This is a genomic window from Rhizobium sp. BK418 (assembly GCF_004341105.1).
In the GTDB taxonomy this organism is placed as follows: domain Bacteria; phylum Pseudomonadota; class Alphaproteobacteria; order Rhizobiales; family Rhizobiaceae; genus Rhizobium.
Window position 1 is genome coordinate 344121 of sequence record NZ_SLZK01000007.1, and the last position, 17027, is coordinate 361147.

Here is a 17027-nt window from a genome sequence, read left to right on the forward strand (position 1 = left end):
TCATTCGGCTGCCAATGCCGGCGGATGATGAATATCGCCGTCCGCCTCTTCCTGGTTGGCATTGGCATGTTCGTCTGTCTTCGTCTTCGGCTCACGGCCGAAGAACAGGGCGTAACCAGCCGGCAGCACGAGAATGGTCAGCACGGTCGCGACCAGGATACCGCCCATCATGGCGTAGGCAAGCGGCCCCCAGAAGACACCTCGCGAGATCGGGATCAGTGCCAGCACCGCCGTCAGCGCCGTCAGAATGATCGGCCGGAAGCGGCGGACGGCTGCACCGACGATTGCCTCCTGCCGGTGCATGCCCGCCTTGATGTCCTGATCGATCTGGTCGACGAGGATGATCGAGTTGCGGATGATGATGCCGAGCAGCGCGATGACGCCGAGGATCGCCACGAAGCCGAAGGGCGCGCCACTGATCAATAGGGCCGAAGCCGCGCCGATGATGCCGAGCGGGCCGGTCGCGAAGACCAGCATTGCCTTGCCGAAATGCTGAAGCTGCGCCATCAGCAGGATCATGATGACGACGAGCATGATCGGCGCCTTGGCAGCGATTGAGGCCTGGCTTTCGGCCGAATCCTCGGCACCGCCCTGAATCTCGATCTTGTAGCCAGCCGGCAGACTGTCGCGCAGGTCCTGCATGTCATTGTAGAGCTTGGTTACGACATCGTTCGGCTGAACGCCATCAGGCAGCGTCGCACGAACACTGATCGTCGGCAAACGGTCGCGCCGCCACTCGACGCCCTGCTCCATCACCGGCATGACCTTGGCGATCTGCGAGACCGGAACGTAGCCACCGAAATCCGTCGGCACATAAACCGAATTGACGGCCGAGAGCAGCGAACGATTGGCATCCGGCTCCCGGGCGACGATCGAGACCGTCTCCTCGCCATCGCGGAAGTCATCGAGCGGCGCGCCGGACATAGCTGTCTGCAGCATCTGGCGGACGCGTTGCGAAGTGACGCCGAGTGCACGGGCACGGTCCTGATCGATGACCAGCTTCATGGCGGGCACCGGCTCCAGCCAATCGTCATGGACGGCGCCAAGCATCGGATCCCTAGTGAAGCGCTCCTTCACCTGATCAGCGATCTCACGTACTTCCGCACGATCGGGACCCATCACGCGCATCTGCACGGGCCAGCCCGTCGGCGGGCCAAGGAAGAGGCGGTCGACCTTGCCACGGATGGAGGGGAAATCTTCCGCCAGGATCGACCTGAGCTTAGTGATCAGCCGCTCACGCGCCGGCTCGTCATTGGCCATGATCAGAAGCTGGGCATAGTTCGGGTTGCGAAGCTGCTGGTCGAGCGGCAGGAAGAAGCGCGGCGCACCTTCGCCGATGTAGGTGGCGATGAACTTCTTGTCCTTGTCATCCATCATCTTGGCTTCCAGCGCCTTGGCCTGGGCCTCCACTTCTTTGATGCTGGTGCCCTCGGGCAGCCAGAGATCGACGAGGATTTCCGGACGCGAGGACTGCGGGAAGAAATTCTGCGGAATGAACTGGAAGCTCCAGAGGCTGGCAACGAAGGTGGCGAGCGTCAGCGAAAGCACGATGACGCGATGGCGCACGGCCCAGCCCACCGTGCGCCGCAGGCCACGATAGAAGCGCGTGTCGAACACGTCATGATGCTCACCCGCATGGTGACGCTGCTTCAGGATCATGTAACCGAGCCACGGCGTAAAATAGACTGCCACGAACCACGAGGTCACCAGCGCGATGCCGACGACATAGAAGAGCGAGCGCACATATTCGCCGGCCGTCGACGCAGCAAAGCCGACGGGAATGAACCCGGCCGTGGTGATCAGCGTACCCGTCAGCATCGGGAAGGCGGTCGAGGAATAGGCGAAACTCGCCGCATCGATCTTGACAAGACCTTCTTCGAGCTTCCGCTCCATCATTTCCACAACGATCATCGCATCGTCGACGAGCAGGCCGAGCGCGATGATGAGCGCGCCGAGCGAAATACGCTGCAGGTCGATGCCGAGTTCGTACATGATGGCGAAGGTCGCAGCCAGGACCAGTGGAATGGCGATCGCAATCACGAGCCCCGAGCGCCAGCCGATCGACAGGAACGACACGACGAGCACGATGGCAAGGGCTTCGCCAAGCGCATGCATGAACTCGCTGACCGCATCGGTCACGACATCAGGCTGGTTGGAGATCTGGTCGACGGCGACGCCATAGGGCAGCGAATCCTCGAAGCGCTTGTAGGTCGCTTCCACATCCTTGCCGACATCGGTGACCTTGAAACCCTTGGCCATGACGACGCCGACCTGCACGCTCTCGTGACCGTTAAAGCGGTACTTGCGCTGATAGGGATCTTCGAGGCCGGAGGTGACGGTGGCGATATCGCCAAGCCGCGTCACCTGATTGCCGGAGCGCAGGCGCAGTTCTCTGATATCCTCGACCTTGTGAACATTGCCTTCGACGGAGATGCGCACCGAGCGCAGACCCGTATCGACATTGCCTGCCGGATCGACGGCGTTCTGACCCTTGATGGCGTTCTGCAGGTCGAGGATCGTCAGGCCGCGTTCGGCGAGCGCCTTCGAGGAGACGTCGATATAGATCTTTTCCGGCTGGTCGCCGATGATGACGGCCTTTTCGACACCGGGCGTCGTCAACAGCATGTCACGCGCCTGGATCGCGAATTTCTTCAGCTCCGGATAGGAGTAGCCGTCGCCGCTGATTGAATGCAGCGTGATGAACGTATCGCCGAATTCATCATTGAAATAGGGACCGAGCAGGCCTTGCGGCAGGTCGCTGTTGATGTCGCCGACCTTCTTGCGCACCTGATAGAAGGCGTCCGCCACCTGGGCACTATCGGTATCCCCCTTCACCTGCACGGTGATGATCGTGCTGCCGGCGCGCGTGTAGGACTTCACCCAGTCGAGATGCGGCGTTTCCTGCAGCTTGCGCTCGATTTTGTTGGTGACCTGATCTTCCATGTCCTGGAGGGATGCACCCGGCCAGAGTGCCTGCACCACCATGACGCGGAAGGTGAAATCCGGGTCTTCCTTCTGGCCCATGCGGGTCAGGCCGAGCACGCCGGTAATCAGGATCAGCCCGAAAAGGAAGCGTGCGATACTCGGATGGCCGATTGCCCAGCGTGAAAGGTTGAAGGGGCGCTTTTCAGTGTTGGTGGCGTCCATGATCCTGTTCCCTCTTCCTGGCCGTTCAGCGGACGGCTGCATCCGTTTCGGCGGCAGCCGATTGCTGGTCGGGAAGCTTGACCTTCAGGTTTTCGCTCATGAATTGCGTGCCGGCGGCAACGACGAGATCGCCGCTATCGAGACCCTTGGCGACGCGTACGCCGTCGCCGGTGAAATCCACCACCTCGATATCTCTGATATGAACGGTTTCCGTGCCGCGATCGACAGTCCAGACGACCTGCTTGCCGTCCTTCTGCGCGAGCGCGCTGAGCGGAATGGAAACATAAGTATCGCTGTTGCTGACATTGGCCTCGATCGTCGCCGTCATGCCGAGCAGCACACGGGGATCGTTCGGCAGGCTGACACGCACCGCAAAGGTGCGGGATTGCTGGTCGGCGCTGCCGGATACTTCGCGAACCGTGCCATCGAGCACCAGCTTGCTGTCGGCCCAGAAGCCCGCCTTCACGGTCTTACCCGGCTTGAACTGGGCGATATCGTTTTCCGGCACCGCGATCTGCACTTCCTTCTCACCGTCGACAGCGACGGTGACGACAGGCGTTCCCGATCCCACGACCTGGCCCACATCGGCATTGATGGTCGTCACGATCCCGTTGTGATCGGCCTTGAGCTCCGTATAGCTCACTTGGTTCTTCGCCTGATCGAGCGCGGAAACGGCTGCATCGCGGGTTGAAATCGCCTGATCGTGAGTGAGTGAGGCCTGCTCGACCTGCGATTTCGGCGCAACATTCTTGTCAAAGAGCTGTTCGGCGCGACGGTTGGCGATATCGGCCGTTTCGACGGCCTTTTCGGCAGCAGCGAGATTGGCTTCGGCGGTCTTCACGGCGAGTTCGTAATCGGTCGAATCCATCCGGGCGAGGACATCGCCGGGCTTCACCCGCTCGCCGATATCGACAAGACGTTCGGTTATCTTGCCATTGACCCGGAAACCGAGGTTCATTTCCGTGCGCGCGCGCACCGAGCCGGAATAATCGAGCGTGCGGGTATCACCAGCCTTGGCGACCTCGACCACTTTGACCGGACGGATCACGTCCTTGACCTCTGCCTTTTCTTCCGTGCAGCCGGCAACGCCGACCCCGATCGCGCTGACAAGCGCGAGGCTCATGACGGACGGCATGCGGTTGCTGAAGGCCTTGAGCGAAAACATCTTTCGCGCTCCTGATTGTTTCGGGTTTTCTTGGGCGACCTTGGCCGCGCTTATTTTTTCAGTGCCCTGATCGCAAATTCGATCAGCTCTTCGACGGCTGCCCGGTTCGTCTTGGCAAGACATTGGGCTACCATCTGCGGATGGCAGAGATTGACGGTCGCCGCCCCAAAGCAGCGGGAGGCGACCTCTGGATCCTGTTCGGCGAATTCACCGGCAGCGATGCCTTCGCGGATGACATCGGCAAGCAACGCATGGATGTCATCGATGTGTTTTTCGATAACATGCCAGTCACGCTCGATGGCGACGATCACCATCTCGTGCACCTTCTGCTGGTCGAGCATGGTGTCGAGCGTCAGCTGATACTGGCTGCGAACGAACTGGCGCAGCCGGTCCGAAGCGCTGATCTTCTGATGGCAGATATTGGATGCAAGCTGGTAGCTGGTTGCCAGCATCCGGCCGCAGATCGCTTGGTGGATTTCAACCTTGGAGGCGAAGAAGCGGTAGATATTGGCAGGCGACATGCCGAGATCGCGGGCGACATCCGCGACCGTCGTCTTCGAATATCCGTAGTGGCGGAAAAGCCGCTCGGCCGCATCGAGGATGCGGGTGATATTTTCCTGCCGTGTGACGTCCAGCGTGTTTTCCGCGATGTCATTCATGGGTTTCAGGCCTGATATTTTACGACTGACGAAATTCGAATTTCGTCAGTCGTAAAATATCATCCTTCAATTGTCAATGATCTTACGATGCAAACAAAAATGCCGCACCCCGGGAGGCTGCGGCATCAGAACGAAAACAGGCTTTAAGGATCAGGCGAGCTTGACGTCGAGCGTGATCGGAACGGCCGAGAGAGCCTTGGAAACAGGGCACCCGGCCTTGGCCATGCCGGCAAGCTCTTCGAACTTTGCCTGGTCGGCACCGGGAATGCTGCCCGTCAGCGACAGGTGGATGGCGGTGATGGCAAAACCACCTTCGACGCTTTCGAGAGTAACCCTGGCAGACGTTTCCATATGGTCGGCCTTGAGGCCGGCTTCGCCGAGGGTCAGCGACAGCGCCATGGTGAAGCAGCCTGCATGAGCAGCACCGATAAGCTCTTCCGGGTTGGTGCCGGGAATTCCTTCGAAGCGGCTTGCAAAGCCATAGGGGTAGTTGTTCAGCGCGCCGCTCTGGGTCGAGATCTGACCTTTGCCGTCCTTGAGACCGCCCGACCACTGGGCCGAACCTGTGCGATTGATCTGCATGCCGTCCTCCTGTTTCGATTGATTTTCGAAGCGCCGCAACGCTCCACCGCGAAGGACATTCCGCCCTTCCGACCGGCAATATAGTCCTCTATCCGCGGAAGACGACATCAGATTGAGCCCGCAACAAAACGCGACGAAAAGAACTCGGCGTGCCCGGGCGCCGGCCGCGCATCCACCCTGATCCTGGCGGCGATCGCGCCGCACTGCCCGCTCGCGCTCGCGTGAATGTCGATGCCCTGGCGCCGTGAAGACGGCAGCTTTGCCGAGTGGTAAGCAAGGGGCCGCGAAAGTGGTCCTTTTTCATCCGCCTTGTCGGATCATGAACCACTCATCCGTCATAATGGAAACTCTAAGAGGAGATTTCACATGGCCAGAACAGTCGCAATTCTTATCGCCCGCATCATCTTCAGCTTCATCTTCTTCATGGCCGCCGGCTTCAAATTTGCCGATATCGGGGCGACCGCCGCCTACATAACGTCGGCCGGCTTTCCCGCGCCGACATTCCTTGCCTGGGTCGCGGCTTTCTTCGAGATCGCGCTGGCACTTGCCTTCATTACCGGCGCCTTCTTCACCGAAGCCAGCCTGCTTGCCGGCATCTACGTGATCTTCCTTGCCTTTTCTTTCCATGGCCCTTCGCACTGGCAGCAGAACCAGGCCGAATTCGGCTTCTTCATCGATCACTTCACCTTCCTCGCCGGCCTGCTCTTTGCCGCCGTCCACGGACCGGAAAAATGGGCGCTGCGCCATAGCGTTCTGAAATAACTTCCGTCACACGTCCGGTCCGGAACCAACAGTCGCCCCGATCATTGCCTTTACCGGCAACAGCAGAGAGGAGCGGCCCATGGAGCTGCAGGGAAAGATCGCATTAGTCACAGGCGCAGGTTCGGGCATCGGCAAGGCGACTGCACTGAAGCTCGCCGCTGAAGGCGCCAAAGTTGCGGTGCTGAGTCGCACCGAAAGCGAGGTGCTGCAGACCTGCAATGAGATCATCGCAGCCGGCGGTCAGTCTATCGAACTGACCGCCGATACAAGCGACGAAGCCCAGATGCGCGCCGCCATCGACAAGATGACCGAGAGTTTCGGCGGCATCGACATCGTCGTGGCCAATGCCGGCATCAACGGTGTCTGGGCGCCGATCGACGATCTCAAGCCGGATGAATGGGATCGGACAATGACCGTCAACCTACGCGGCACATACATGACGCTGCATCTCACCGTGCCCTACCTGAAGACGAATGGCGGCTCGATCGTCGTCGTCTCCTCCATCAACGGCACGCGCACCTTCACCACGCCGGGCGCCACAGCCTATGCCGCCACCAAGGCCGCCCAGGTAGCCATAGTCCAGCAGCTGGCGCTGGAACTCGGCAAACACGGCATACGTGTCAACGCCGTGTGCCCCGGCGCGATCGAAACCAGCATCGCCGCCAACACAGCGTCACGTCATCGCGAGGAAACCGAGGTGCCCGTCATCTGGCCGGAAGGGGAAATCCCGATTACCGGCGGCAAGGCGGGATCGAGCGACGATGTAGCCGAAACGATCCTTTTCCTGGCCTCCGAGCGCGCGCGCCATATTACCGGCACGCCGGTCTGGATCGATGGCGGGCAGGGGTTGCTGCGCTAAGGCCGTTCTTCGGCGGAATGAACATGCCTTGGCTCGCCGATCAGGTGAATAGGTTGCATAACTTGCATGATTATCTAACCGAACGCGGAAATCTGTCAGTGAGATCTGCATCTATCAAGATCTGACATTTTCCATAGTGCGCCGAAAAAATGCCCCTGCATCTCCTTCATCCTATGCAGACACCTAAAGCTCCATGAAAAAAATGACATGCAATGGCGTCAAGATAAAGGGCTGCCACTCAGCTGTTCAGCCGCGCACTCTCCAGCGTGTAGAGCAACTGTGGACGCTTGACGCCGCGCAGCGCGTAACGGCCGACGCAGGCGAGAACATTGCGCTCTGCCTCGGGGATCGCGGATTCAAAATCCGACGACATCAGCACGTTGAGATCGACCGACCGGCAGATGGAGGCTATACGGCTTACCTCGTTGACGGCCGGCCCGATGACTGTGAAGTCCAGACGATCCTGGCTGCCGATATTGCCGTAGAAAACGTCACCAATATGCAGGCCGATATAGACATCGGTCGTCGGCCGCCGATCCGCCTCGCGTGCGGCATTCAGAACCGCGAGCTTCTGCCGCACCAGCCGCTCTGCCTGCAGGGCAGCCGAACAGCTTTCCGATGGCTCCTCACCTTTGAAGATTGCGAGCACTCCATCGCCGATCAGTTTCAGAACATTGCCGCCGGCCTCATGGATCGCGGTGATCACGACTTCGCTATATTCGTTGAGCAGCGGGATGATATCTTCGGGCGGCGAATTGTCTGATATTTTCGTATAATTCAGCAGATCCGAAAACCAGAGTGCGGCTGAAATCCGCTCGGTCTTGCCGCGTGAGATCTTGCCTTCCATCACCTGGCGCGCGGCATCTTCGCCGAGATAGACTTCGGCGATGGTGCGAGCGATGCGGGCAAGCGCCACGCATTTGATCGCCAGCCCCAGCACCGGCACCAGCTTGCGCAGGACGGCAAGGTCCTGATCGGAGAAACCCTCAGGATGTTTGGTTGAGAAATGCGAGAAGAAACAGTCCATCTCGCCGATCGTACCGGCCTGGGCAAAATGATGCGCCATGGCGATGTAATCGGTATGGCCGAGCGCATGAATCTGGTCCAGCATGATGAAATCGGTCGGATCGCCGAATCCGATCCTGCGCCGCACCTCGCGGTCGCCACTCGTCCAGAGATGGTAGAAAGCCGAGCGACGCCAGGTTTCCAGTCCCTGGCCTTCGCCTGAAGGGCCATATTCGAATTCGCCTTCGAAATTCGCCTCACTTTCACTATCCCAGCGGAAGGCGCGCCCTTCATGAACCGGATGCAGCGTATCCATCAGCGCCATGGCCCGATCGAGGCGCATGCCCGCATTGCGGCAGACCTCGCAGAAGCCGGCGAGCAGCTCCGCCTCGGTCGCGCCGTTCAAGCCCTGTTCCGTCACCCATGCTGCGATTGTGCCGATATCGCTATAGCCCATACGCTCTCCTCATTCGCTGCAAGCTGTAACGCGAATCTGCGGCAGATGGAAAGACAATCAACCCGAAGCGCTCGCTCAACGCATCATTGCATTGCCGGCATATTGTAGGGTGTGACGATTTCGACGGCCGAGAACGCAACCGGCGCCGTCCGGGTGGCGGGAATGGCGCGGGCCATGATCGCACGAAAGGCCGAGCGCGCATCGGTTCTGAGATCATGATGCAACACGAAATCGATCCGCCGTTCGACAAGCAGGGCGCGATTGTCGGCATCGAGATCATGCGCCACGAAAACCGAGACTGCCCGGCCCGCAGCCTCGAAAGCCGCAAGCACCGCGCGGTTGCCGCCGCCGACCGAATAGACGGCATTGATATCAGGATCACCGGCGAGGGCTGCCGCAACGAGCGTGCCTGTCGCAGTATCGGTACCGTGCCCTTCGCTGACCTCGACAATGCCGATCGAAGGATAATGCGCCCGGATCACCCGGCGAAAGCCGATCTCGCGCTCCTCCTCGCCCCGGAACCGGCCGCTCGATAGCGTCACCAGTGCCTTGCCGCCCGCAGGTCCGAGAAGCCGGCCGATAAGATAGGCCGCCGTCTCGCCCGCTGCTCGATTGTCGGCGCCAGCATAGGCTGATCGCGCCGAATTCGGCAGGTCCGTCACGAGCGCGACGACGGGAATACCGGCCGCATCGAGCCGCGCAACGGCGGCAACGACCTCAGGCACATCAGGCGCTTTCAGCACGATGCCATGCGTGCCGCGTAGGCGAATACGGTCGAGAAGCTGCACCAGCTCCGCAGCGCGCATCACCTCGGCGAAATGGAAACGGCAGCGAAAAGCCGTCGGCAGGAAGGTCGCGACCTCCGTTTCGAAGGCAGCCCGCACCGCAGTACTGAACCGCTCCGGCGTCTCCATAACGATATCGATCGCAAGCTTGCGGCCGGCCACATCGGCTCCCGCCTGCTTTTCGAGTTCGGCGATTGCCGCCTTCACCCGCATCTCCGTCTGCCGCCGCACACCGGGCCTGCCGTTCAGCACCCGGTCAACGGTTGCGGTGCTGAGGCCTGCCTGAAAAGCGATATCCTTGACGAGAAAGCGATGAGCCACGGCGATCTTCACTCCCGGAATTCTGATGGTTTTTTGATGGATTCCTGATCTACATCAGGATCGCCGGCGGCGTATAGTCCCCTTCATCGGACATGGAGGAGTACCCGATGAAATCAGACAACCAGCAAAAATTGCGCGCCGATCGCGTCTGGCTCACCGAAGACGCTTGCGATCTCAGCGATTTCCGCGCACTCGCAGAAAAGACCACCTTGCTCGCCGATTACCCGACGGCCTCTGCCGTCGAGAAGAACGTTCTGATCTACAACAGCCGCAAAGTGATCGAAGCGGCGTCTACGCCGGCAGGCCGTCGCGCCGTTCTCGCCGAAATCTGCGAAGCCTTCGGCATCGGCCCCGGTGTCGTCGTCTTCAAGCGTGCCTATGAAGACACCAGCATCATCGACCGGGCGAGCACCATCTTCGAAGAGATCATTGAGGAGCAGCACCGCACATCCACTGGCGGCGGCGACCATTTTGCCAAACCGGGCGCCAATGACCGCATCTGGAATTCATTGGAAAAACACTGCCTGGCAGACCCTGAAAATTTCGCCCGCTATTACGGCAATACCATCGTGGCGCTGGCAAGCGAGGCATGGCTCGGCCCGCATTATCAGATGACGGCACAGGTCAACCGGGTGAACCCCGGCGGTGCGGCGCAATCCGCCCACCGCGACTACCACCTCGGCTTCCAGTCCTCCAAAGTGATCGAGCAGTTCCCGGCCCATGTGCATCGCCTCTCGCCGGTACTGACCCTGCAGGGTGCGGTTGCCCATTGCGACATGCCGCTCGAAAGCGGCCCGACGCTTTTCCTGCCGCACAGCCAGACTTACGAGCCGGGCTATCTCGCTCTCAAGCGCCAGGAATTCAAGGATTATTTCGAGCAGAACCATATCCAGCTGCCGCTGGAAAAGGGCGATGTCGTATTCTTCAACCCCGCCCTCTTCCACGCTGCCGGCACCAACCGCTCGAAGGACATCAAACGCGTGGCGAACCTGCTTCAGGTCTCCTCGGCTTTCGGCCGAGCCATGGAAACCGTCAATCGCGAACGCATGAGCGCAAAACTCTTCCCCGCCCTGAAGGCGCTGAAGAGCAGGCTTTCGGCCGGCGAGATCGCCAATGCCGTCGCATGCTGTGCAGAAGGCTATTCCTTCCCGACCAATCTCGACCGCGACCCGCCGCTCGGCGGCCTCGCGCCGAAGACACAGGCACAGCTGATGCACGAGGCGCTGGAAGAAGGCTGGAGCGATGAAACATTCACCAAAGCCCTCGCCGACCAGGCGGCCAAGAAGCTGAGCTGACCCTGAGCCTAGCTAAATTGATCCCAGTGCCCCTCGCTTCCGGCGAGGGGCCATTTGCATATCATCAGGAGGAGAAGACATATGAGCACGGATTACGCCCGCCTCGACGGCAAGATCGCCATCGTCACCGGCGGCACACAGGGCCTAGGGGCCACCATCGCCCGCCTCTTTGCCGAACGCGGCGCCAGGGGCATCGTCATCTGCGGCCGCAACGAGACCAAGGGGAAAGCGAAAGCCGAGGAGATATCGGCAAAGACCGGTGCGAAAGTCGTCTACGTCAAAGCCGATCTCGGCAAGGTGGAGGATGCGCAGAACGTCGTCCATGTCTGCGACCAGACCTTCGGCCGCGTGGATGCGCTGGTCAATGCTGCCGCCATCACCGATCGGGGCACAATCCTCGACACCAGCCCCGAACTCTTCGATGCCATGTTCGCCGTCAACGTCCGCGCGCCTTTCTTCCTCATGCAGGAAACCGTGAAGGTCATGCGACGCGAGAAGATCGAAGGCACCATCGTCAATATCGGCTCTATGTCCGCCAAGGCGGGCCAGCCTTTCATCGCCGCCTATTGCGCCTCCAAAGGCGCGTTGGAAACGCTGACCAAGAACACCGCCTACGCGCTCTTGCGCAACCGCATCCGCGTCAACGGCCTCAACATCGGCTGGATGGCCTCGGAGGGCGAAGATCGCATCCAGAAGGAATTTCACAAGGCGTCGGACGACTGGCTCGCCAAGGCCGCCGCCAGCCAGCCCTTCGGTCGACTGGTCGATCCGGAAGAAGTTGCCCGCGCCTGCGCCTATCTCTCGTCAGCCGAATCCGGCCTGATGACCGGCTCGGTCATCTGCTTCGACCAGTCGATCTGGGGCGCCTATGACGGCTCCCCCCATCCCGTCGCGGCCCTCTGAGGCGCCCCGGAGCCCGCGCTTTTTACAGCCGGGCTCTGGCACGTTTTGCCGTTTGCGGCTACGAAGAGGCGATATCGATCTGGGAGGAATCGGGCATGGCCGGAAACGAGCTTTATGATATCAGAGACGAGCGTTTCGGCGCCTTGATCGTCGGCAGCGCGATGCTGGAAGAGCTCTACACGGGCTGTCGCTGGGCCGAAGGACCGGTCTGGTTCTCCGATCTGAACTGCCTCATCTGGAGCGATATTCCGAACGAACGCATGATGCGCTGGGTACCGGATGGCACCGTCTCCGTCTTCCGTTCGCCCTCGAATTACGTCAACGGCAATACCCGCGACCGGCAGGGCCGCCTCGTTTCCTGCGAGCATGGCGGCCGCCGCGTGACCCGGACTGAGCCGGATGGCCGCATCACCGTTCTCGCAGACAGCTACAACGGCAGGCGCCTGAATTCCCCGAACGACGTCGTGGTTAAGTCCGACGGCTCAATCTGGTTCACCGATCCGAGCTACGGCATCATGTCCGACTATGAAGGCCACAAGTCTCCGAAAGAGCAGGAAACCCACAACGTCTATCGCATCGACGCTGCGACCGGCGAAATCGAAGCTGTCGTCACCGATTTCATTCAGCCGAACGGCCTCGCCTTCTCCCCGGACGAGCGACAGCTCTTTATCGCCGATTCCGGCTCCTCCAATCATGACGTCCCGCGCCACATCCGCGTCTTCGATGTGGTCGACGGCCGCAAGCTGGCAAACAGCCGCTATTTCTGCTCGATCGACAGCGGTGTGCCTGATGGTTTCCGTTTCGATATCTCGGGAAATCTCTGGACGAGTGCGGCTGACGGCGTGCACTGTTTTGCCCCTGACGGGACACTGATCGGCAAGATCAAGGTACCGCAGACCGTCTCCAACATCACCTTCGGCGGCCCGAAGAAGAACCGCCTGTTCATCACTGCGACGCAATCGCTCTATTCGATCTATACGACGACGAACGGGGCACAGTACCCGTAGGCGCGACGAACTATTTCTGCGCCCCAGCCCGCAGACCCTGCTGAAAGATCTGCTTCAACTCGGCAAAGCCGTCGAAACCGAGATGATGCGCAAAGCGGATGACGCTGGCCTGCGAGACATTGCAGCGCTCGGCGATCTTGTGGCTGCTTTCGAAGGCGAAGATATCGGGGCCGCTCGGCTGCAAGCCTCGCCAGCGCATCCAGCCGCTGCGGCAAGTCGCAATGGATGGCAACCCAGAATGCCTTGCTGAGAAAGGCATCGCCGCTAGCCTTTATCGATAGGGTCTGCATTCTTCACTCCATCATTGTCGCCCAGGGAGGCCAGAGCCATCAGGCCCCAGTCCCCGCGGGAAGAGCCGTTTAAGCCTTCACGTTGTCCGGCCGGCCGTGCAGCGGCTCCTTGCGGTGCCAGTTTTCCAGGATGCGGCCGTCGGTATGCTTCTGCTGTGCCCAGCGGATGCCGTTCGAAATGACCTTGTGCACCATCTTGTCGTGATAGATCGGATAGGTCTCATGGCCGGGGCTGAAGAAGAAGATGCGCCCGCGGCCGCGTTGGAAGGTGCAGCCGCTGCGGAATACTTCGCCGCCGGAATACCAGGAGATGAAGACCAGTTCGTCCGGCTGCGGAATATCGAAGGGCTCGCCATACATTTCCGAAGCATTGACCTCGAAATAGGGCGGCAGGCCCTCGGCGATCGGATGCGAGGGATTGACCACCCAGACACGTTCCAGATCACCCTCCGGGGTTTCGCGCCAGGAGAGATTGGCATTGGTGCCCATGAGCCGGCGGAAGAGTTTGGAGTGATGGCCGGAATGTAAGACCAGCAGACCCATGCCCTTCAGCACCCGTTGCTGCACGCGGTCGATCAGCCCGTCGCTGACGTCCTCATGCGCCATATGCCCCCACCAGAGCAGCACGTCAGTATCGTTGAGCACGGAATCCGGCAGGCCTTCGTCCGGATCGTCGAGCGTGCCGCGGCGGATCTCGAAATCGGGATGGGCGATACCGGCGGCGATCGCGCCGTCGATACGGTCGGGATAAATATCCTGAACTTCCTTGTGTACTTGCTCGTGACGCCCTTCGTTCCAGATCGTGACCTTGATTGTCATGTCATTCCTCTTGTTTCAAGCTTGGGCGGAACGGACAACCCGGCCGGCGGGATCAAACAGATGGCAGGCGGCGCGCTCGGCAGTGAGCGACACCCGGTCACCGGGACGGATGGTCACGTCGCCCTCGGCGCGCACGACGATCGGCTGCTGCTGCGAACCGACCGTCAGATAGGTCTCCACGCCAAGCCGCTCGACGATGACAACCTCCGCTACAAAATCGCCCTGCCCCTGCGGCGCGAGCTTCAAATGTTCCGGCCGAATGCCAAGCTTCGCCTCGCCCTGCGGCACGGAACCGTTGGCATCCGAGAGGTCGATCGCAAGGCCGAGCGGGCTTTCCAGATGCACCTTGCCGGCGTCCCTCCGCGTCGCCGTCATCGGCAGCACATTCATCTTCGGCGAACCGATAAAGGTGGCGACGAACTCGTTTTCCGGCTGATGGTAGAGCTCCATCGGTGCGCCCTGCTGGGCGACGACACCCTTGTTCAGGACGACGATACGGTCGGCCATCGTCATCGCTTCGACCTGATCGTGTGTGACGTAAACGACGGTGGCCTTCAGCTCCCGATGCAGCCGCTGCAGCTCGGCGCGCATCTGTACGCGCAGCGCCGAGTCGAGGTTCGACAACGGCTCGTCGAACAGGATCAGGGACGGCTTTTTGATGATCGCACGACCAATCGCCACGCGCTGGCGCTGGCCGCCGGAAAGGGCGGCCGGCTTGCGATTGAGATAATCGGTCAGCTGCAGGATCTCGGCGACGCCATCCACCTGTTTTTTGATCTCTGTTTCCGGCACCTTCTTCAGGCTGAGCGAGAAGCCGATATTTTCCGCGACCGTCATATGCGGATAGAGCGCATAGGACTGGAACACCATGGCGATGCCGCGTTTATCAGGCGGCACATCGTTGATGCGCTGGCCGTTCAGCACCAGGTCGCCCTCGTCGATGCCTTCGAGGCCGGCGATCATGCGCAAGAGCGTGGACTTGCCGCAGCCGGACGGGCCAACGAAGACAGCGAATTCGCCGTCTTCCACCGTGATATCGACGCCCTTGATGACTTCGAGCGCGCCGTAGAATTTGCGAACGTTTCTGACATTGATCATTCGTTTCTCTTTCTTGATCTCAACCCTTCACACCGCCCGCGAAGGTCTGGACGAGGAAGCGCCGCGCAAAGCCGAAGGCGACGACGGCCGGCAGCAGGTAGATGAAGGCCAGCGCCGTCAGCAGGCCGTAATCGATCTCGTTGATGCGCAGGAAGGCGCGGAAGAGACCGAGCGGCAGTGTCTGCAGCTCCGGCGAAGACAGGAAGATCAGCGGCAGCAGGAAATCGCCCCAGGCCGACATGAAAGCAAAGAGCCCGGCAGCGGCCAGCCCTGGCATGGCAAGCGGGATCAGTACCCGACGGATGCGCTGCATCATCGTCGCGCCGTCCATGACCGCCGCCTCCTCATAGTCGCGCGGTAGACCGTCGAAGAAGGTCTTCATGATCCAAAGCGCCAGCGGCAGCTGCATCGTGGCTAGCACAAGCATGAGGCCGAGATAGCCGTCGATGAAACCCGTCCAGCGCATGATGTCTCGGGCGTAGCTTCCGAAGATTGGCCTAAGAATGGCGCCTTCCGCATTGTTGAGCGTCAGCAGGAACTTATAGAGCGGCACGACCAGGGCCGTCGGCGGCAGCACGCGGATCAAGAGGATCGCGTAGAGGAAGGGCAGCTTCCACCAGGCACGGGTGCGCGACAGCGCATAGCCGCCGAGCCCTGCCAGCACCATAACGAGCAGCGTGGCGCCGCCGACGACGAAGAGCGAATTGAACAGCCACTTCGCTCCGTCTTCCTTGGTGAAGACGCGCACATAGTTTGCGAGCGTCCACTGATCCGGCCAGCGCAGGAAGAGCTGCGCCTTGCCATCGAAGGAGGCGAGCAGCACCCAGAAGAAGGGCACGGCGCAGAAGATCGAGATGATCGACAGCGTGGCGTAGGCGAGAAGATCGGAGCGGGTCTTGTTGGCGCCTTCGCTCGGGGAAATAGCGGTCATGTCAGAACTCCACCTTCATGGCGCGCACATAGCCGATGCCGAGGATCAGCGAGATGATGAGCGCGACGACCGCGACCGCAGCGCCATAACCGAGCTGGAAGGCCGTGAAGGACTGGTTGTAGATGTAGATGCTGACGACCTCCGTCGCCCCGCCCGGCCCGCCGCGCGTCAGCGCATAGACGAGGCCGAAGACGGCAATGGTCGAGACGGCCGAGATCAGCATGTAGAGCAGGATCGTCGGCATCATCAGCGGCAGGGTGATACGACGGAACATCTGCGAGGGTGTCGCGCCATCCATGCGCGCCGCCTCGTAGATTTCAGAGGGAATGGTGCTCAAACCAGCCGTCAGCAGGATCATGGCGGTGGCGATGCCGCGCCAGGTATTGACGATAATGATCATCGACAGCGGAAAGACATTCAGCCAGTCAGTCGGATTGATGCCGAAGAAGGCAACGATGCGCGACAATGTGGCGTGTTCGCCGCCCGCCAGCATCGAAATCCACATGAAGCCGGCGACGACTTCCGGTGCCGCATTCGGCAGAAGGATGATCGAGGAAAAGAACCGCCGGAAACGGATCGGCCGGCGCAGCGCCATCGCCGAAATCAGCCCGAGAACAAACTGCCCGATGACGGCCGACCCCATGACGAAGACGAAGGTGACGAACAGCGAATTCCAGAACTTCGCATCGTTGAAGAGCCGCACATAATTGCGGATGCCGACGAAACGCGGCCGCAGCGCTGCAGCGCCCGTCAGCGCTTCATTGGTGAAGCTCAGATAGACGGAATAGAGGGCAGGATAGATCACAAAGGCCAGAAGCAAGATGAGCGACGGCAGTAGAACCAGCAGGAGTTGGCGCTCGGTTCGCTTTTCATGAGAGTTTCGGGCCATTGAAGCTGACAACCTTATCGAATGAAATCGGGAAGACGCGGCGACTGTGCCGC

The 17027-nt window shown here is 60.6% G+C and carries 16 protein-coding genes; 5 read left to right on the forward strand and 11 right to left on the reverse strand.

Going from position 1 to position 17027, the window contains the following annotated elements; genetic code table 11:
- The 4 genes from EV281_RS26020 to EV281_RS26035 all read right to left on the reverse strand — a co-directional run bounded on the left by EV281_RS26020 (position 1) and on the right by EV281_RS26035 (position 5553).
- Entirely contained in the window at positions 1-3147 is a 3147-nt protein-coding gene (locus tag EV281_RS26020) for an efflux RND transporter permease subunit (protein ID WP_132657153.1), read from the reverse strand.
- A gap of 25 nt (positions 3148-3172) precedes the next feature.
- Positions 3173-4312, reverse strand: coding sequence for an efflux RND transporter periplasmic adaptor subunit (locus EV281_RS26025; RefSeq protein ID WP_132657154.1), 1140 nt, complete (start codon positions 4310-4312; stop codon positions 3173-3175).
- A 50-nt stretch (positions 4313-4362) separates the two neighbouring features.
- Complete coding sequence (locus EV281_RS26030; protein ID WP_132657155.1) at positions 4363-4971, reverse strand: TetR family transcriptional regulator; 609 nt, start codon at positions 4969-4971, stop codon at positions 4363-4365.
- Positions 4972-5121: 150 nt separating this feature from the next.
- Complete coding sequence (locus EV281_RS26035; protein WP_132657156.1) at positions 5122-5553, reverse strand: OsmC family protein; 432 nt, start codon at positions 5551-5553, stop codon at positions 5122-5124.
- A 366-nt stretch (positions 5554-5919) separates the two neighbouring features.
- Between EV281_RS26035 and EV281_RS26040 the strand changes: the two genes are divergently transcribed.
- Together EV281_RS26040 and EV281_RS26045 are read left to right on the forward strand one after the other, a co-directional pair.
- Positions 5920-6315, forward strand: coding sequence for a DoxX family protein (locus EV281_RS26040; protein WP_132657157.1), 396 nt, complete (start codon positions 5920-5922; stop codon positions 6313-6315).
- Between the two features lie 79 nt (positions 6316-6394).
- The gene (locus tag EV281_RS26045; RefSeq protein ID WP_132657158.1) at positions 6395-7174 is read left to right on the forward strand and encodes an SDR family NAD(P)-dependent oxidoreductase; all 780 of its coding nucleotides are present in this window, start codon (positions 6395-6397) and stop codon (positions 7172-7174) included.
- A gap of 238 nt (positions 7175-7412) precedes the next feature.
- Here the strand turns inward: EV281_RS26045 and EV281_RS26050 are convergent, their stop codons facing one another.
- Complete coding sequence (locus EV281_RS26050; RefSeq protein ID WP_132657159.1) at positions 7413-8636, reverse strand: adenylate/guanylate cyclase domain-containing protein; 1224 nt, start codon at positions 8634-8636, stop codon at positions 7413-7415.
- Positions 8637-8719: 83 nt separating this feature from the next.
- Complete coding sequence (locus EV281_RS26055; protein ID WP_132657160.1) at positions 8720-9742, reverse strand: LacI family DNA-binding transcriptional regulator; 1023 nt, start codon at positions 9740-9742, stop codon at positions 8720-8722.
- A gap of 107 nt (positions 9743-9849) precedes the next feature.
- Between EV281_RS26055 and EV281_RS26060 the strand changes: the two genes are divergently transcribed.
- The 3 genes from EV281_RS26060 to EV281_RS26070 all read left to right on the forward strand — a co-directional run bounded on the left by EV281_RS26060 (position 9850) and on the right by EV281_RS26070 (position 12947).
- The gene (locus EV281_RS26060) at positions 9850-11037 is read left to right on the forward strand and encodes a phytanoyl-CoA dioxygenase family protein (RefSeq protein ID WP_132657161.1); all 1188 of its coding nucleotides are present in this window, start codon (positions 9850-9852) and stop codon (positions 11035-11037) included.
- Between the two features lie 81 nt (positions 11038-11118).
- On the forward strand, positions 11119-11940 hold the full coding sequence (locus tag EV281_RS26065) for an SDR family oxidoreductase (RefSeq protein WP_132657163.1): 822 nt from the start codon (positions 11119-11121) through the stop codon (positions 11938-11940).
- A gap of 95 nt (positions 11941-12035) precedes the next feature.
- Positions 12036-12947, forward strand: coding sequence for an SMP-30/gluconolactonase/LRE family protein (locus tag EV281_RS26070; RefSeq protein WP_132657165.1), 912 nt, complete (start codon positions 12036-12038; stop codon positions 12945-12947).
- A 10-nt stretch (positions 12948-12957) separates the two neighbouring features.
- On the opposite strand, the gene EV281_RS26075 is transcribed toward EV281_RS26070, so the two are convergent.
- The 5 genes from EV281_RS26075 to EV281_RS26095 form a co-directional block, all read right to left on the reverse strand.
- A complete protein-coding gene (locus tag EV281_RS26075; protein ID WP_165911957.1) occupies positions 12958-13146 on the reverse strand; it encodes a MurR/RpiR family transcriptional regulator in 189 nt (62 codons plus the stop codon).
- Positions 13147-13306: 160 nt separating this feature from the next.
- Positions 13307-14056 carry a ThuA domain-containing protein gene (locus EV281_RS26080; RefSeq protein ID WP_132657169.1) on the reverse strand — a complete coding sequence of 250 codons (750 nt, stop codon included), beginning with the start codon at positions 14054-14056 and terminating at the stop codon, positions 13307-13309.
- 15 nt (positions 14057-14071) lie between these two features.
- Positions 14072-15154 carry a sn-glycerol-3-phosphate ABC transporter ATP-binding protein UgpC gene (gene ugpC, locus EV281_RS26085; protein ID WP_132657171.1) on the reverse strand — a complete coding sequence of 361 codons (1083 nt, stop codon included), beginning with the start codon at positions 15152-15154 and terminating at the stop codon, positions 14072-14074.
- Positions 15155-15173: 19 nt separating this feature from the next.
- A complete protein-coding gene (locus EV281_RS26090) occupies positions 15174-16085 on the reverse strand; it encodes a carbohydrate ABC transporter permease (protein WP_132657173.1) in 912 nt (303 codons plus the stop codon).
- 1 nt (position 16086) lies between these two features.
- The gene (locus EV281_RS26095) at positions 16087-16974 is read right to left on the reverse strand and encodes a sugar ABC transporter permease (RefSeq protein WP_132657175.1); all 888 of its coding nucleotides are present in this window, start codon (positions 16972-16974) and stop codon (positions 16087-16089) included.
- Positions 16975-17027 lie beyond the last annotated feature (53 nt).

What these genes read in the sequence shown, in the direction of transcription:
- EV281_RS26025 (WP_132657154.1), bottom strand. Translation starts at nt 4,312, where the DNA reads ATGTTTTCGCTCAAGGCCTTCAGCAACCGCATGCCGTCCGTCATGAGC.
- EV281_RS26090 (WP_132657173.1), bottom strand. Translation starts at nt 16,085, where the DNA reads ATGACCGCTATTTCCCCGAGCGAAGGCGCCAACAAGACCCGCTCCGAT.
- EV281_RS26045 (WP_132657158.1), top strand. Translation starts at nt 6,395, where the DNA reads ATGGAGCTGCAGGGAAAGATCGCATTAGTCACAGGCGCAGGTTCGGGC.
- EV281_RS26070 (WP_132657165.1), top strand. Translation starts at nt 12,036, where the DNA reads ATGGCCGGAAACGAGCTTTATGATATCAGAGACGAGCGTTTCGGCGCC.
- ugpC (WP_132657171.1), bottom strand. Translation starts at nt 15,154, where the DNA reads ATGATCAATGTCAGAAACGTTCGCAAATTCTACGGCGCGCTCGAAGTC.
- EV281_RS26060 (WP_132657161.1), top strand. Translation starts at nt 9,850, where the DNA reads ATGAAATCAGACAACCAGCAAAAATTGCGCGCCGATCGCGTCTGGCTC.
- EV281_RS26035 (WP_132657156.1), bottom strand. Translation starts at nt 5,553, where the DNA reads ATGCAGATCAATCGCACAGGTTCGGCCCAGTGGTCGGGCGGTCTCAAG.
- EV281_RS26065 (WP_132657163.1), top strand. Translation starts at nt 11,119, where the DNA reads ATGAGCACGGATTACGCCCGCCTCGACGGCAAGATCGCCATCGTCACC.
- EV281_RS26020 (WP_132657153.1), bottom strand. Translation starts at nt 3,147, where the DNA reads ATGGACGCCACCAACACTGAAAAGCGCCCCTTCAACCTTTCACGCTGG.
- EV281_RS26030 (WP_132657155.1), bottom strand. Translation starts at nt 4,971, where the DNA reads ATGAATGACATCGCGGAAAACACGCTGGACGTCACACGGCAGGAAAAT.
- EV281_RS26040 (WP_132657157.1), top strand. Translation starts at nt 5,920, where the DNA reads ATGGCCAGAACAGTCGCAATTCTTATCGCCCGCATCATCTTCAGCTTC.
- EV281_RS26095 (WP_132657175.1), bottom strand. Translation starts at nt 16,974, where the DNA reads ATGGCCCGAAACTCTCATGAAAAGCGAACCGAGCGCCAACTCCTGCTG.
- EV281_RS26080 (WP_132657169.1), bottom strand. Translation starts at nt 14,056, where the DNA reads ATGACAATCAAGGTCACGATCTGGAACGAAGGGCGTCACGAGCAAGTA.
- EV281_RS26050 (WP_132657159.1), bottom strand. Translation starts at nt 8,636, where the DNA reads ATGGGCTATAGCGATATCGGCACAATCGCAGCATGGGTGACGGAACAG.
- EV281_RS26075 (WP_165911957.1), bottom strand. Translation starts at nt 13,146, where the DNA reads ATGCGCTGGCGAGGCTTGCAGCCGAGCGGCCCCGATATCTTCGCCTTC.